General features: G+C 63.2%; 12 protein-coding genes. 3 read left to right on the top strand and 9 right to left on the bottom strand.

The window, feature by feature from the left end; translation table 11 throughout:
* Window positions 1–9 precede the first annotated feature (9 nt).
* On the top strand, window positions 10–1,338 hold the full coding sequence (locus IB262_RS13885; protein WP_089043257.1) for a capsule biosynthesis protein: 1,329 nt from the start codon (window positions 10–12) through the stop codon (window positions 1,336–1,338).
* A gap of 21 nt (window positions 1,339–1,359) precedes the next feature.
* On the opposite strand, the gene IB262_RS13880 is transcribed toward IB262_RS13885, so the two are convergent.
* Complete coding sequence (locus tag IB262_RS13880; protein WP_192356774.1) at window positions 1,360–2,547, bottom strand: MFS transporter; 1,188 nt, start codon at window positions 2,545–2,547, stop codon at window positions 1,360–1,362.
* A gap of 48 nt (window positions 2,548–2,595) precedes the next feature.
* Between IB262_RS13880 and IB262_RS13875 the strand changes: the two genes are divergently transcribed.
* On the top strand, window positions 2,596–3,120 hold the full coding sequence (locus tag IB262_RS13875) for an Lrp/AsnC family transcriptional regulator (protein WP_112976037.1): 525 nt from the start codon (window positions 2,596–2,598) through the stop codon (window positions 3,118–3,120).
* 36 nt (window positions 3,121–3,156) lie between these two features.
* On the opposite strand, the gene IB262_RS13870 is transcribed toward IB262_RS13875, so the two are convergent.
* From IB262_RS13870 to IB262_RS13835, 8 genes are all read right to left on the bottom strand, one after another.
* Window positions 3,157–4,167 (bottom strand): KpsF/GutQ family sugar-phosphate isomerase, encoded by a 1,011-nt coding sequence (locus IB262_RS13870; RefSeq protein ID WP_192493675.1) that lies wholly within the window; start codon window positions 4,165–4,167, stop codon window positions 3,157–3,159.
* Between the two features lie 144 nt (window positions 4,168–4,311).
* A complete protein-coding gene (locus tag IB262_RS13865; protein ID WP_034797035.1) occupies window positions 4,312–4,764 on the bottom strand; it encodes an Rrf2 family transcriptional regulator in 453 nt (150 codons plus the stop codon).
* A gap of 233 nt (window positions 4,765–4,997) precedes the next feature.
* Window positions 4,998–5,210 carry a hypothetical protein gene (locus tag IB262_RS13860; RefSeq protein ID WP_034797039.1) on the bottom strand — a complete coding sequence of 71 codons (213 nt, stop codon included), beginning with the start codon at window positions 5,208–5,210 and terminating at the stop codon, window positions 4,998–5,000.
* A gap of 513 nt (window positions 5,211–5,723) precedes the next feature.
* Window positions 5,724–8,264, bottom strand: coding sequence for a protein translocase subunit SecD (gene secD / locus IB262_RS13855; protein WP_112974862.1), 2,541 nt, complete (start codon window positions 8,262–8,264; stop codon window positions 5,724–5,726).
* A gap of 111 nt (window positions 8,265–8,375) precedes the next feature.
* The gene (locus IB262_RS35960; protein ID WP_226020653.1) at window positions 8,376–8,783 is read right to left on the bottom strand and encodes a hypothetical protein; all 408 of its coding nucleotides are present in this window, start codon (window positions 8,781–8,783) and stop codon (window positions 8,376–8,378) included.
* 165 nt (window positions 8,784–8,948) lie between these two features.
* Window positions 8,949–10,556, bottom strand: a complete 1,608-nt coding sequence (locus IB262_RS13845) for a 5-guanidino-2-oxopentanoate decarboxylase (RefSeq protein ID WP_112974861.1) — start codon at window positions 10,554–10,556, stop codon at window positions 8,949–8,951.
* Window positions 10,553–11,743, bottom strand: a complete 1,191-nt coding sequence (locus tag IB262_RS13840; RefSeq protein ID WP_112974871.1) for a pyridoxal phosphate-dependent aminotransferase — start codon at window positions 11,741–11,743, stop codon at window positions 10,553–10,555. Before IB262_RS13840 ends, IB262_RS13845 begins: the two co-directional genes overlap by 4 nt.
* A 17-nt stretch (window positions 11,744–11,760) precedes the next feature.
* Complete coding sequence (locus IB262_RS13835) at window positions 11,761–12,384, bottom strand: TetR family transcriptional regulator C-terminal domain-containing protein (RefSeq protein ID WP_060581878.1); 624 nt, start codon at window positions 12,382–12,384, stop codon at window positions 11,761–11,763.
* A 285-nt stretch (window positions 12,385–12,669) separates the two neighbouring features.
* Between IB262_RS13835 and IB262_RS13830 the strand changes: the two genes are divergently transcribed.
* Window positions 12,670–13,443: an ABC transporter ATP-binding protein gene (locus IB262_RS13830; RefSeq protein ID WP_112974860.1), complete on the top strand. Its 774-nt coding sequence runs from the start codon at window positions 12,670–12,672 to the stop codon at window positions 13,441–13,443.
* Window positions 13,444–13,474 lie beyond the last annotated feature (31 nt).

Below are 13,474 nucleotides of genomic sequence, written 5' to 3'. Positions count from 1 at the left end.
GGTCTGCGGATGGAGAACGCTTCGACGACATCGGCCGGTGGGGCCGCACGGCCGAGACAGCGGGTCTTCCTGTTCCTGCAGGGCCCCTCCTCGCCGATCTTCCGCAAGATCGCCGACCGGCTCGAAGCCCTTGGCCACCGCTGTCTCAGGATCAACCTGAACGTCGGCGACCAGATCTTCTGGCGCCGCAAGGGAGGCTTCAACTATCGCGGTACGGCGGCCGCCTGGCCCGGCTATCTCGAGACATTCATCGCCACCCACGGCGTCACCGACATGCTGCTGCTTGGCGAAGAGCGGCCTTATCATCAGGCAGCGACTGCCGTCGCCCATCGCGCCGGCGTCAGTGTCGCGATTATCGAAATGGGCTATCTGCGGCCGGACTGGCTGACGCTCGAGCGCAACGGCATGTCGTCGAACTCCCATTTTCCGAACGACGCCGGTCAGATCCTTTCAGCAGCGTCAAACCTGCCGGAGCCGGACTGGCGCAAGCGCTACAGCCAGACGTTCCTCGCCGATGCGAGCTACGATCTGCTCTACAATCTGCCGAACGTCTTTTTCTGGTTCCTGTTTCCGCACTACCGCCGGCACGGGATTTTCCATCCGCTCGCCGAATATGCGGGCTGGGTGCGCCGGCTGCTCTCCGAGAAGCGGCGCAACGCGGAAGCGGTGGCGACCGTTGCGCAGCTCCTTTCGGACGATGCCCCCTACTTCGTCTATCCGCTTCAGCTCGAAACCGACTTTCAGCTCAGGGCGCATTCGCCCTTCCACAGCCAGAAGGATGCAATCGCTGACGTCCTGACCTCGTTCGGCGCCTTTGCCGCGCCGAATGCACGCCTGGTCTTCAAGGTGCATCCGCTCGACAACGACCTGATCCCGTGGCGCAGCTTCATCGAGCAGCGAGCAGCGGCGCTTGGCTTGAGCGGGCGCGTCTTCTACCTGGACGGCGGAAATCTCGATACGCTTGGCGAGGCGAGCGCCGGCATGGTCACGGTGAATTCGACGGCCGGATTGCACGCCCTGAAGCAAGGGCGGCCGGTCAAGGTGCTCGGCACTGCCGTCTTCGATATTGCCGGTCTGACCGACCAGCAGCCACTCGACGGTTTCTGGCAGGCGCCCCAGGCGCCGGAGCCTGAACTTAGTGTCGCAATGTTCCGCCTGCTTGCCGCGTCGATCCAGGTGCGCGGCAACCTTTATTCCCGCGCCGGAACCGATGCCGGCGCGGAAGCGATTGCCCGGCGGCTGAACGAAAGCAGCCTCAACGAACCTGGCGCCTTTATTGACCCCGCGCCGCGCCAAAAGCCTGCGAAACGCGCGCCTTCCGCTTCCCGCCAAGGGTAGCCGTTTTCACATCGCGGGGAGCTAGCGCGGCGCGAGCGCTGCGGCGATGGCGGCGACCAGCATCAGGCCGGTCGCGGCCAAGGGCAGCGCGGAAAAACCGGCCCCGCCATAAACCACGCCGAAACCAAGCGTTCCCAAAAAGAGCGACAGATAGGTGACGCCGCTGTTCAGCCCCATGATCGCGCCACGCCTTGTGGGATCGAGCCCCGTTAGCCGCATGATCAGCACGTTGAGACCGAAATGGTTGGCAAGGCCCCAGAAAAAGACGACGACCAGCATGGCCGTGTAGGAGCTACTCACGGCGGCCATCGCCGCATAGACGCCGGCGACGACGAGAAAAATCAGAGGCAGCAACCTGCCAGCGCCGAAGCGGTCGATCAGCCGGTCGAGTAGTGCCGCCGCACCGAAGCCGAAGCCGTAGGAAACGGCCACGAGGCCATTGGCGCTGAGGGGCAATCCGAGCGCTGTGTGCAGGTGTTCGCCGATATAGGCATAAACGCCGTAGAAGGCGGCCATGAAGGCGGCACAGGCGATCAACAGCGGTCCGGCGCCACGCACGCCAAGCGCCGCGAGCGGCGACGTCGTCTTGCCGGCCAGACCTTCCCGCACCGGCGCGAGCCTGACGGCAGCGCAAGCAACCAGCGTGGCTACGGCAACGACGAAGTAAACGGCACGCCATCCTCCAAAGTCAGCAATCGCTGCCGATAGCGGCACGCCGGCCACCATGCTCAGCGTCCAGCCGGTCAGCACCAGGCCGATCGTCTCGCTCTCCCGTCCGGCCGGCGCGATGACCGAGGCCAGCGTGTAGATCGAAGGAAGCGCAATGCCGGTGGCGACGCCGACAACGAGTTGGGCGGCGACCAGGAACGCCAGCATGGGCGCAAGCGCGCTACCGGTGAGCCCGGCGGCCAGAAGCAACAGCGCGGCAGCCAGAATGCGATGAGAGCCGTACCGGTCGATGAAGCGGCCAAGGAAGATGGCGCTGACGGCCGTGCCTAGTCCGAAGGCGGCCGAAGCGACCATTACCGATGGAACATCCGTGCCGAGGCTCCGCGCCACCTCCGGCGCGATTGGTCCGAGCGCCAGCGAGTTGGAGCCGATGACGCCGATGCAGACGGTCAGGACATAGGCGAAGGGCGGGATGCGCGCCCTGTCGATCGAGGTCCTGTCGATCGAATCTGGCGAAATTTGTTGATTGATATTCGTCATTCCTTCATTTTTGCAGAATGAAATTCAACAACAAGAGGAATTCTCGGTATGGACCAAAATACAGATGACGTTCGGCGGAAGCGTCCGCCGGAGCGCGACCTCGACGCTATGGACCGAAAACTATTAGGCGTCCTCGTCGAGGACGCGTCCACGAGCTATGCCGAGCTTGGCGAACGCGTCGGACTTTCGCCGCCGGCGGCGCATGAACGGGTGAAGCGGCTCCGGCGTTCGGGCGCGATCCGCCGCGTGTCGGCGCTCATCGATCCGGACGCGGTCGGAAAGACGCTGCTTGCCTTCGTCCATGTCGACACGACCGGCTGGGGCAAGACGCAGGCGCTGCTTGCGATCGAGGAATGCCCTGAAGTGGAAGAGATCCACTCGGTCGCCGGCGACGCCTGCATGCTGCTCAAGGTGCGCACAGAAAGCACGCATGCGCTCGAAGGGCTTCTGGCGCGGCTCTACGACACGCCCGGCGTCAAGGCGACGCGCAGCTATGTGGTGCTTTCCACCTATCTGGAACGGCCGGTGCAGCCGGGCACGACGAGCGACTGGCCCGCCGTGGTGAAGGGGTAGGCTGCTCTCGCCAGGCGGAGGGCCGCCTTGGCAGTCTCAGACGACGCCGGCGCGCAGCAGGTCGTGAATATGCAGGATGCTGACCGGCGCCCCGCCGTCGTCGACGACGAAGAGCACGGTCACCTTATGCTGCTGCATGAATTCCATGGCGCCGCTTGCAAGCATGTCGCCGCGGATCACGCGCGGATTGCGCGACATCACCGCCTCGACCGGTTGCAGCAGCAGGTCGCCGGACATGTGACGACGCAGGTCGCCGTCGGTGATCACGCCGGCCAGCTTGCCGCCATCGTCGACGATGCCGACGACACCGAAACCCTTGGACGACATCTCGATCAGCGCCTCGCTCATCGGGCGTCCGACGCTGAGAAGCGGCATCTGGGCGCCGTCATGCGCCAGCTCGCGAACAAGCCGCAACTGCGCGCCGAGCTTGCCGCCCGGATGAAAAGTCTTGAAATCCTCGGCCGAAAAGCCGCGCCGCTCCAAAAGCGCGATGGCGAGCGCGTCGCCGATGGCGAGTTGCAGCATGGCCGAGGTCGTCGGCGCGAGGCCGTGCGGACAGCCTTCCTGAACCTTCGGCAAGACGATCGGCACTTCCGAGTTGCGGGCAAGCACGCTGTCGCGGTTGGCGCAGATCGAGACGATCGGCACGTTGAAGCGCTTGGCATAGGTGAGCATGTTGGCAAGCTCGGCCGTCTCGCCCGACCAGGAGAGCAGGATCAGCACGTCCTGCGAGGTGACCATGCCGAGGTCGCCATGGCTCGCTTCGGTCGGGTGCACGAAGTAGGCGGATGTTCCGGTCGATGCCAGCGTGGCTGCAATCTTGCGGCCGATATGGCCGCTCTTGCCGACGCCGGAGACGACGACGCGCCCCTGGCTTTCGCCGATCAGTTCGACGGCTTCGACGACGCTGCGCGCAAAAACTTCGTCAGCGCCAAATTGGTCCGCCAGCGCCTTGATGCCGGCCATCGCGGTCGTCAGCGTCCGGCCGATCGACTCCAAAGCCGCAAGTGCAGTGCGATCATCCGCCGATGCATGTCTCAAACCCATGATGACCCCAATTCTGCGAAGACTTAAGCAACAGGCACGAATTTGCCCGCCAGACCATTGACGGCAGATAAGCGCTTTTTCTTGGCAAACCAAGTCTTGGAAGCAGAGTTCGGGGGAAAACTGGCGTGAACCGCGGCGTTTTCGTCAGCCGGCGCGCTTTTCTTCCATTTCCAGCGGCATCGACTTGTCGGCCGCGAATTCTTCGAGCGTCATCGAATCAAGAATGGCGGCAACGGCATCACGGACCGTCGTCATCGACACCCGCACCTGACAGGTCTCGGGATCGTTACAATCTTCGCAGACCTCGTAGGCCGTGCGGCTCGCACAGCGGATCGGCGCAAGCGGCCCGTCCAGCGTGCGGATCACGTGACCGATACGGATTTCCGAAGCGGGCCGCGAGAGCGAGTAGCCGCCGCCAGGCCCCTTTTTCGAGCGCAGCATGCCGGCGTTGCGCAGCTCAAGCAGGATCGTGTCCAGGAACTTCTTCGGGATATTGTTGCGCTGCGCGATCTCGGTAATGAAGGCAGTTTCCCCCGGCTCCAGCCGAGCAAGATCGACCAAGGCCTTCAGTCCGTACTTTCCCTTCTTCGTCAGCATTCCGGCACGCTTTCCCTGCGGCGGCACCCCAGAAAACGGGAATCATCCGCGCAAATACAAATATATATTGGCATAGCACAAGAAACGTACTGCCAACATATAATTATAGTGGGGAATTGACCGATGTCGCGGGCAATTGCGTGCGGCCGATGCGCCAAGATTTGCGGACGTCTTCGCGGTGGATGCGGGAGAAAAGCCGAAACCGGCTTTTCTCATCCGCTTCAAGTGCGGCTTCAGGCAGCGGCGCTGTGGTTCTGCCGCTTGGCCTGGACGGCCTGGTGGGCCAACAGCTGCCGGATTGCGGCGCGCGCTTCATCGGCCGAGCCGAAGCGCTTCGCGTCCAGGTCCCAGACGTGATACTTCACCGCCAGGAACTTGAAGCGATCTTCATCCGGGACAACAACGCCGACGGCTTCGCCGCCAAATTCGATAACCTGCTTGCTCATACAAATAACGCTCCATCCACGCTGTCGGCGCGGAAACTTTCAATTTCGGCAAAAGATAAAGTTCGAGGGGTTCGAAGGTCACATTCGGCAAAGATTGCGAATGAGCCATTTTTTCTCTGTTGCGCGACAAAGGAGACGCGTGCCGAAGAAGGCGGCGGTCGAGACGGTTTCGGACATGTCACACTCCTTTGGCTGGCCCGGCATCAGCAATGCCGGAGCGTTCGATGAACAACCGTGAGGCGGACTCCCCGCGTTCACGTAGTGGCAAACTAGAATAATCTACCAATTCCGTCAATTAAAAAGATGAAGACGCAGAAAAAATTTCTTCACCCTTTAAATTCAAGGGGCGATGTACGCAAAATCCATCTACCCGTTCCGGAGCCGGAGACCTACGCTATTTAGGAAGCGAAGAATCAGTCTGCAAGGCACGGGTGGATAAAGACAGCACATTCGGACAAAAAAGGGGCGGCCCGTCGGGCCGCCCCTTCACGTTTTGTGTTCCAGTGCCGGATGTCAGGCAGCAGGCGTGCCCGCCTGCGGCGTGGTTGTGCCACCGCGGGATGCTTCGCGATCCTTCCACCAGCGATTGAGGAACAGCAGGATCGGGCCGCCGATATAGATCGACGAGGTCGTTGCCACGATCACGCCGAAGATCATCGGCCAGGCGAAGCTCTTGACGGCATCGCCGCCCCAGATCGCCATCGGCACCAGCGAGAAGGCCGTGGCCATCGAGGTGAAGATGCATCGCGCGATCACCTGGTTGATGCTCATGTCGATGAGATCCGAGAACGGCATCGACTTGTACTTCCTGAGGTTCTCGCGCATGCGGTCATAAACCACGACCTTGTCGTTGACCGAGTAGCCGATCATCGTCAGGAGCGCGGCGATGGCCGTCAGGTTGAAGTCGATGCCTGTCAGCGCAAAGAAGCCAATCGTCTTGGTGATGTCGAGCAAGAGGACCGCGATCGCGCCGACGGCGAAGTGCCATTCGAAGCGGAACCAGATGTAAAGCAGGATCGCCACCATCGCGAGGCCAACGGCGAGGAAGCCCGAGCGGGCAAGCTCGGTGCTGACGGTCGGACCGACGACTTCGGTTCGCTCGAAGCTCGCGTCCGGGATCGTCTGGACGACGGCATCCTTGATGCGGTTGAGCGCTACGGTCTGCTCCTGCTCGCCGCCCGGCTGGCGCTGGACGCGGATCAGGACCGATTTGTCCTGGCCGAATTCCTGCAGCGCCACTTCGCCGATGTTGAGCGCTTCGAGATTGTGGCGAAGCGTCGGAAGGTCGAGCGTGTTCTTCGAGGTGGTCTCGACCTGGATACCGCCGACGAAGTCGATGCCGTAGTTGAGGCCCGGCGTGAAGAACAGCACGACGGAGCTGACCGACAGGAAGGCGGACATGCCGATGGCGACGAAGCGGCCCTTCATGAAGGAGAAGGACGGAAGCTTCGGAACCTTGCCGAACAGCGACGGGATCTCGAGCTTCTTCATCTTCCGGCGAACGACGACCTCGCGCATCATCAGGCGCACGACGGTGATCGAGGTGAACATCGAGATGATGATGCCGAGCATCATGGTGACGGCAAATCCCTTGACCGGACCGGAGCCGAAGGCGAACAAGAGCACGGTGCCCGAAAGCGTCGTGACGTTACTATCGATGATGGTCGCGTAGGCCTTGTTGAAGCCGATATCGAGGGCCTTCATCGCGCCGGCGCCCGCTTCCGTTTCTTCGCGGATGCGCGCGTTGATCAGGATGTTGGCGTCCACGGCCATACCGATGCCGAGAATGATACCGGCGATACCGGGCAGGGTCAGCGTTGAGCCGAGCATGGCCAGAAGCGCGATCGTCAGGATCGTGTGCAGCACCAGGCCGACATTGGCGATCATGCCCCATGCACCGTAGAGAACGACCATCAGCGTAACGACGAGGGCGAAGCCGGCAAGACCGGTGTAGATGCCCATGCGGATCGAATCCGAGCCGAGGTTCGGACCGACGGAGCGTTCTTCGATGACGGTGAGCGGTGCTGGCAGAGCGCCCGATCGCAGCAGCGCCGAGAGAACGGTTGCTTCCTTCGAGGTGAAGTTGCCGCTGATCTGCCCCTGACCGCCAATGATCGGTTCGCGGATGACCGGTGCGGTCAGAACCTTGCCGTCGAGAACGATGGCGAAGGGCCGGCCGACTGCGGCCTGAGTGATTTCCGCAAACTGGCGCGCGCCAAGCGCGTCGAAGGTGAAGGAAACGATCGGTTCGTTGGTGCGCTGGTCGAAGCCGGCCTTGGCATCGGCCAGCCGTTCGCCGGAGATCGCGACGCGGCTTTCGACCGCATATTTGTTGGTGTCGTGGGCGCCCGGCAGAATGTCGACGCCGCGCGGCGGCGGCTGGTTTGGATCCACCGTCTGGTCGACCATGTGGAAGCTCATCTGCGCGGTCGAGCCGAGAAGCTGACGCAGAGCCGTCGGATCTTCGAGACCGGGAAGCTGGACGAGAATACGGTCGGAGCCGACGCGCTGGATCAAAGGTTCGGCAACGCCGACGGTATCGACGCGCTGGCGGATGATTTCCAGACTCTGCTCGACCGCCTTGGTCGTGCGGTCGGCAAGGCCGGCTTCGGTCATTGCCAGGGTGATGGTGTCACTATCCTCGGTCACGTCGATGTCGGACGCCGAGCTGCCGAAGCCGAGCGTGCCGACGGGGGCAGCGAGTTCCTTCAGCTTCGGCAGAACTTTTTCGCGGTCGGCCGGATCTTCGATCTTCACGGTAACGGTATCACCGGCAATACGTGCCGAAGAGGCCGAAATGCGCTCAGTGCGGAGCGCCCGGCGCGTATCGTCAAGCAGCGTTTCGAGACGAGCTTTGCGAAGGCCGGCGGCATCGACTTCGAGCACGAGGTGCGAGCCGCCCTTGAGGTCGAGGCCGAGGGTCACCGGCTTGACCGGCAGCCAGCCTGCAAATTGTTCACGTTGTGCCGGCGTCAGCACGTTCGGAAGCGCCGCGATACATCCGAAGATGATCACGACGACATAGACGAGAATCGCCCATTTCGATGTACGCATGTTGTGGTTCCAGAAGAGCCTGCGCGGGCACGGGGCGCGTCGTCAGGGCTTGTTTCATAAAGGGCAGAGCTGCAGCCGAAGCCGCCAGCCAGCCAAAATCCGCGTTGTGGATCAGGCGCCGGGAGGCGCGCGAATATGGGGGCCAGGGTTCGAGGCCCCGCCAAGATACGCAGCGAACTCGCGGAAAATCCGCCCGTCCGACGAACGGGGAAGTTCGAGTTCGAGCGATGCCGGCAAGAGCGCCGGCAAGCCATCATCGGCCGCGGACTTGGCGTCCTTGCGCTCGGCCGTAAACCGAAGGTCTGAAAGCGGTGTCGCCCGCGAGAGCTGCCGGGCGGCGGGACGGTCAGTCGAACCGGTGTCGGTGACGTTGCCGGCCTGGGCACCGGAGGCCGAACGGGACGGGATGCTCTGTCCGACCGAGATGACCTGCATTGCGAAGGAGGCGCAGAACAGCCACAGCACAGCGAGAAGCCGGCCGGCCTGTATGTTCTTGCTGCCACCACTCATGCGGTCCATCGAGGACGCGGTCCCTTTCCCTGGCGATTGCACGCCAGCGAGACGAAAATTGAGCCCGAATGCCCGATCTTACCTAGAGAACGTGGCCGGAATCGAGCATGGGCGCCTTTAACACCATTCCGGGCCGGAAAAGTCAAATCCGGCCCGTTTCGTGGTTGTCGTTGCTCAGGCCGTGATGCCGCTCGTTCGCCGCTCGTGGATCTCGATAAGCGACGGTCCCTTGCGCTTCGCCGCCTCGGCGAGCGCCTGTGAGAGATCGGCGACGGAAGCAAGCCGCCGTCCCTCGACGCCATAGGCCTTCGCCGCCATCAGGAAGTCCGGCGCCGAAGGCTTGACGCCCTCCGGCGTAACGCCGGCATCGACCATGTAGCTTTCGATTTCCTGGTAACCGTCATTGTTCCAGACGAGGAAGATGACCTGCGCCTGCGCATCGACGGCAGACCCGATTTCAGCGAGCGAAAACTGGAAGCCACCGTCGCCGACGAGGCAGACGACCGGCCGAGACGGATCGGCGACGGCTGCACCGACGGCTGCTGGCGGCGCATAGCCCAGAGAACCGTAACCGGTCGCCGAATTGAACCAGCTACGCTGCCGCGGTGCATCACAGTAGAGGTTGCCGGCATAGACGGCCTGGGTCGAGTCGCCGACGACGGTGCAATCCGGCAGAGACTTGTAGATGGTGTCGATGATGCCGATCTCGGCCCGCATCTTCGGCGTCAGTTCCTTCAGCGCCGCCCTCCGCGCCGTTTCGGCCCGTCCCGCGCCATCCTTCGCAGCATGACCGGGGAGAAAGGCGAGGATGCCCGCCGTCGCCGCCTTGGCGCCGGAGAGGATGGAGAGCGCGGCATGCGGCCCGCGCGCGAGCTGCGCCGCGTCGATGTCGGTGCGGATCAGGTTGCGCAGGGCCGGAAAACCGCCATCGGCATACATGTCGTAGTCGGTCTGGCCCATTTCGGTGCCGAGCGCCAGCACCAGGTCGGCCTCCTTCAGCAGCGACCGCACCGCCTTCAGGCTGGGGCTCGCGGGAACCCTCAAGGGACTGCCCGAGAACATGCCGCGAGCATTGACAGTGGTGACGACGGGCGCACCGATCTTTTCGGCAAGGTCCGCAACTTCCGCCTCCGCCGTCAGCGCGCCGCCGCCGCAGATGATGACCGGGCGCGAGGCGTCGGCACACAGGATCGCCGCGCGCTGCAGCGTCTCGCTGTCGGAGCGCGGCCGGGTGGCCGTTGCCGGCCGCAGCGCCTCCGGCGTGATCTTCGCCGACATCACGTCGGTCGGGATCTCGATATGCACCGGTCCCGGCCGACCGGAGACGAGCACCGAGAAGGCGCGGTCGACGACGAAAGGCAGGTCTTCTGGATTGAGGAGCGTGTGCGAATAGAGCGCCAGCGTCTTCATCATGCCGTGCTGGTCGGGCAGCTCGTGCAGCAGGCCGCGCCCATGGCCGAGCGAATCGCGGCGATTGACGCCTGAAATCACCAGCATCGGGATCGAATCCTGGCGCGCCTGCGCCATCGCCGTGATGGTGTTCGTGAGGCCGGGCCCGGTGATGACGAGGGCAACGCCCGGCTTGCCGCTGACGCGGGCATAGCCGTCGGCCATGAAGCCGGCGCCCTGTTCATGCCGTGGCGTCACGTGGCGGATCTTGGATGCCGCGAGGCCCCGGTAGAGCTCGACCGTGTGCACGCCGGGAATGCCGAAAACCACCTCGACGCCATTGGCCTCGAGCAGGTCGACCAGGACTTCTCCAACCGTTCTTTCCATGGTCATGCGCGGCGCTCCTTGCGCAGGCTGGCCCGCTCGGCAAGTGCGGAGATGCGGCGGCAGGCCTCGTCGATGGCACCATCGGGCACGGTCAGGCTGACGCGCAGATAGTTCTGTGCTTCATCGCCAAAGGACGATCCGGGCATGACGGCAACCCCCTCTTCTTCAAGCAGCGCCCAGGCAAACGCATCGCCGTCGAGACCGGTTCCGGAAACATCGATTAAGATGAACATGCCGGCTTCCGGCGCGAACACCTCGATGCCGGGCGCCCCGGCAAGGCCGGCGACGATCTGCGCGGCGCGCGACTTATAGGACAAGCGCATCCGGCGCGCAGTATCGATGTCATGCGTCAGGGCATAGGCGGTCATGTCGGCGATGAAGGGCTGCGTGCCGAAAAGCATCGTTTCGGAGACCGGCAGCAGCCGCTCGGTGAACTCGACCGGGCCGACCGCCCAGCCGCTGCGGAAGCCGGGTGCGGCGTGCGATTTGGAGATCGACGAGACGACGATCGTGCGTTCGGCGAGATCCGAATTGTCGAAGGGCGAGGCAAAGACGGCGTCGAACACCAGCTCCTCATAGACCTCGTCGCAGACGATCCAGAGATCGTGACGGCGCGCGACCTCGCCGATCGCGGCAATTTCTTCCGCCGTCAGCACGGCGCCGGTCGGATTGTGTGGCGTATTCAGCAGCAGCACGCGGCTCTCCGGCGTGATCGCCGTTTCGAGATCTTCGGCCTGCATGTGGAAGCCGAATTCCGGCTTCAGCGGCACCAGCACCGGATGCGCGCCGGTCGAGCGGATCACACCTTCATAGGTCGCATAGAGCGGATCGCCGACGAGAACGGCATCGCCGGCCTCCGCCAACCCGAGAATCACGGCGAAGAGCGCCGTCTGCGTGCCGGGGAAGCAGAGCACGTTCTCGTTCGTCACATCGGCACGGCGACGACGGTATTTCTCCGCGACGGCCGCCACGACCGTCGGTTCACCGCGGCCGTTGGAATAGCGGTAACGCCCCGCATTCATCGCGCGCTGGCATTCATCGAGCAGGGCGCGGTCCGGCGGAAGATCCGGTTCGCCGATCGTCAGTTCGATGATGTCGGCACCACTCGCCTTCAATTGGCGGGCACGGATATGCAGCGACCATTTGCCCGAACCAAGATCGGCAAGACGTTCGGTGATGGACGCGTAGCGCATGGTGCTTTCTCCCGTTTTCATTGTTTTGCAGTTCCGATCTTCGTGCCGAGCAGCGCTTCGACCGAAGACATGGCGATGGCGACGAGCTCGCCTTCGCGAAAGAGATCGCCGGCAAGGCAGCCCTCGACCCAGAGGCCGTCGACCAACCCATTGATGGCGATGGCGAAGGCCCGGCAGGTTTCGGCGTCGGCCGGCTTGCCTTTGGTCGCAAGGAAATCGGCAAGCAGTTCCTGCAGCGAATTGCGAAAGGCAAGATAGCCTTCGCGATGGATCTCCGACAGCACCGGATCGACCCGGACCTGGCTGATGAAGGCGGCCCAGAGCGAGATGCTGCGGCTGTCGGCCACCGGCTCGGTGAGGTTGATGGCGATGAAATCGCGGAGCCGGGTTTCCGGATCGCCCTCGACCTTGCTCGCCTTTTCGGTGAGCGAGGCGATGACGGCGCGATAGGCCTCGGCAACCATCTGGTCCTTCGATTCGAAGTAGTGGCGCACCAGCCCGGCGGTCACGCCGGCGCGGATTGCGATCTGCCGAACGGTCGCGCCCTTCAGCCCGAATTCCGAGATGCAGTCGAGCGTCGCTTCGATCAATTCCTGGCGGCGCTCGCCTTCCGGCGCGCGGTGAAAACTGCGTCTGTTCATGCGGCACTCTGCTCTCGAGCCAGCCCAAAATGCTGTTCAGGCGCGGTCGGCAAAGGCTTCGGCCAGAACGGCGGCATGGGCGGCTCCTTCGGGAAATCGAACGATCGGCGGGCGTCAAAAAATCGACGACGTCTATTATTATACGCTTGAACAATAGCGGCACAAGTGCAACCATGCCGGCCAACAAAAACCCGTGACAGGCCAAAGATGCCGCACGGAAGACGACAGGGGAACTGTTTCGATGCTGACAGAAAAAGCTCGCAGAGCCATGGGAGCGGCGCGCCGATGACGGATGCGGCCCAGGCAATCGCGGTCACTGACCTGCACAAGCGTTTCGGGCCATTGGAAGTGCTGAAGGGAGTTTCGCTCACAGCGAAGCAGGGCGACGTGATCGCCATCATCGGCGGCAGCGGTTCCGGAAAATCCACTTTCCTTCGCTGCATCAACCTCCTCGAACTCCCCTCCGCCGGTAGCGTCAGCGTGCATGGCGAAAAGATCCGGATGAAATCCGACGGTCGCGGCGGCCTGGTGCCGGAGGACCGCAAACAGGTCCAGCGCATCCGCAGCCAGCTCGGCATGGTGTTCCAGAGCTTCAACCTCTGGCAGCACATGACCATCCTTGAAAACGTCATCGAAGCGCCGATCCATGTGCTCGGCAAGCCGAAGGCGGAAGCGGTCGCCACCGCCGAATCCCTGCTGAAACGCGTCGGCCTCTACGAGAAACGCGACGCCTACCCGGCCTTCCTTTCCGGCGGCCAGCAGCAACGCGCCGCGATCGCCCGGGCGCTTGCCATCCAGCCGCTCGTCATGCTCTTCGACGAGCCGACCTCGGCACTCGATCCCGAACTCGTCGGCGAAGTTCTCACTGTCATCGGGGACCTCGCGCGCGAAAAGCGCACGATGATCCTCGTCACCCACGAGATGAAGTTTGCGCGCGACGTCGCCAACCACATCGTCTTCCTCCACAACGGCGTGATCGAAGAACAGGGTCCGCCTGAGGCGATCTTCGGCGCACCGAAATCGGAAAGGCTCAAGAAGTTCATCAGTTCCATTCACTGAATTCCTGAATGCTAAACAACCAAAAAGGGGA

The sequence above is a fragment of the Ensifer sp. ENS02 genome (assembly GCF_014851885.1).
GTDB classification, from domain to species: Bacteria; Pseudomonadota; Alphaproteobacteria; order Rhizobiales; family Rhizobiaceae; genus Ensifer; species Ensifer adhaerens.
Note: the sequence above shows the minus strand (reverse complement) of the source record. Positions and strands in the feature narration are given on the sequence as shown.

What these genes read in the sequence shown, in the direction of transcription:
- IB262_RS13885 (WP_089043257.1), top strand. Translation starts at nt 10, where the DNA reads ATGGAGAACGCTTCGACGACATCGGCCGGTGGGGCCGCACGGCCGAGA.
- IB262_RS13880 (WP_192356774.1), bottom strand. Translation starts at nt 2,547, where the DNA reads ATGACGAATATCAATCAACAAATTTCGCCAGATTCGATCGACAGGACC.
- IB262_RS13875 (WP_112976037.1), top strand. Translation starts at nt 2,596, where the DNA reads ATGGACCAAAATACAGATGACGTTCGGCGGAAGCGTCCGCCGGAGCGC.
- IB262_RS13870 (WP_192493675.1), bottom strand. Translation starts at nt 4,167, where the DNA reads ATGGGTTTGAGACATGCATCGGCGGATGATCGCACTGCACTTGCGGCT.
- IB262_RS13865 (WP_034797035.1), bottom strand. Translation starts at nt 4,764, where the DNA reads ATGCTGACGAAGAAGGGAAAGTACGGACTGAAGGCCTTGGTCGATCTT.
- IB262_RS13860 (WP_034797039.1), bottom strand. Translation starts at nt 5,210, where the DNA reads ATGAGCAAGCAGGTTATCGAATTTGGCGGCGAAGCCGTCGGCGTTGTT.
- secD (WP_112974862.1), bottom strand. Translation starts at nt 8,264, where the DNA reads ATGCGTACATCGAAATGGGCGATTCTCGTCTATGTCGTCGTGATCATC.
- IB262_RS35960 (WP_226020653.1), bottom strand. Translation starts at nt 8,783, where the DNA reads ATGGACCGCATGAGTGGTGGCAGCAAGAACATACAGGCCGGCCGGCTT.
- IB262_RS13845 (WP_112974861.1), bottom strand. Translation starts at nt 10,556, where the DNA reads ATGACCATGGAAAGAACGGTTGGAGAAGTCCTGGTCGACCTGCTCGAG.
- IB262_RS13840 (WP_112974871.1), bottom strand. Translation starts at nt 11,743, where the DNA reads ATGCGCTACGCGTCCATCACCGAACGTCTTGCCGATCTTGGTTCGGGC.
- IB262_RS13835 (WP_060581878.1), bottom strand. Translation starts at nt 12,384, where the DNA reads ATGAACAGACGCAGTTTTCACCGCGCGCCGGAAGGCGAGCGCCGCCAG.
- IB262_RS13830 (WP_112974860.1), top strand. Translation starts at nt 12,670, where the DNA reads ATGACGGATGCGGCCCAGGCAATCGCGGTCACTGACCTGCACAAGCGT.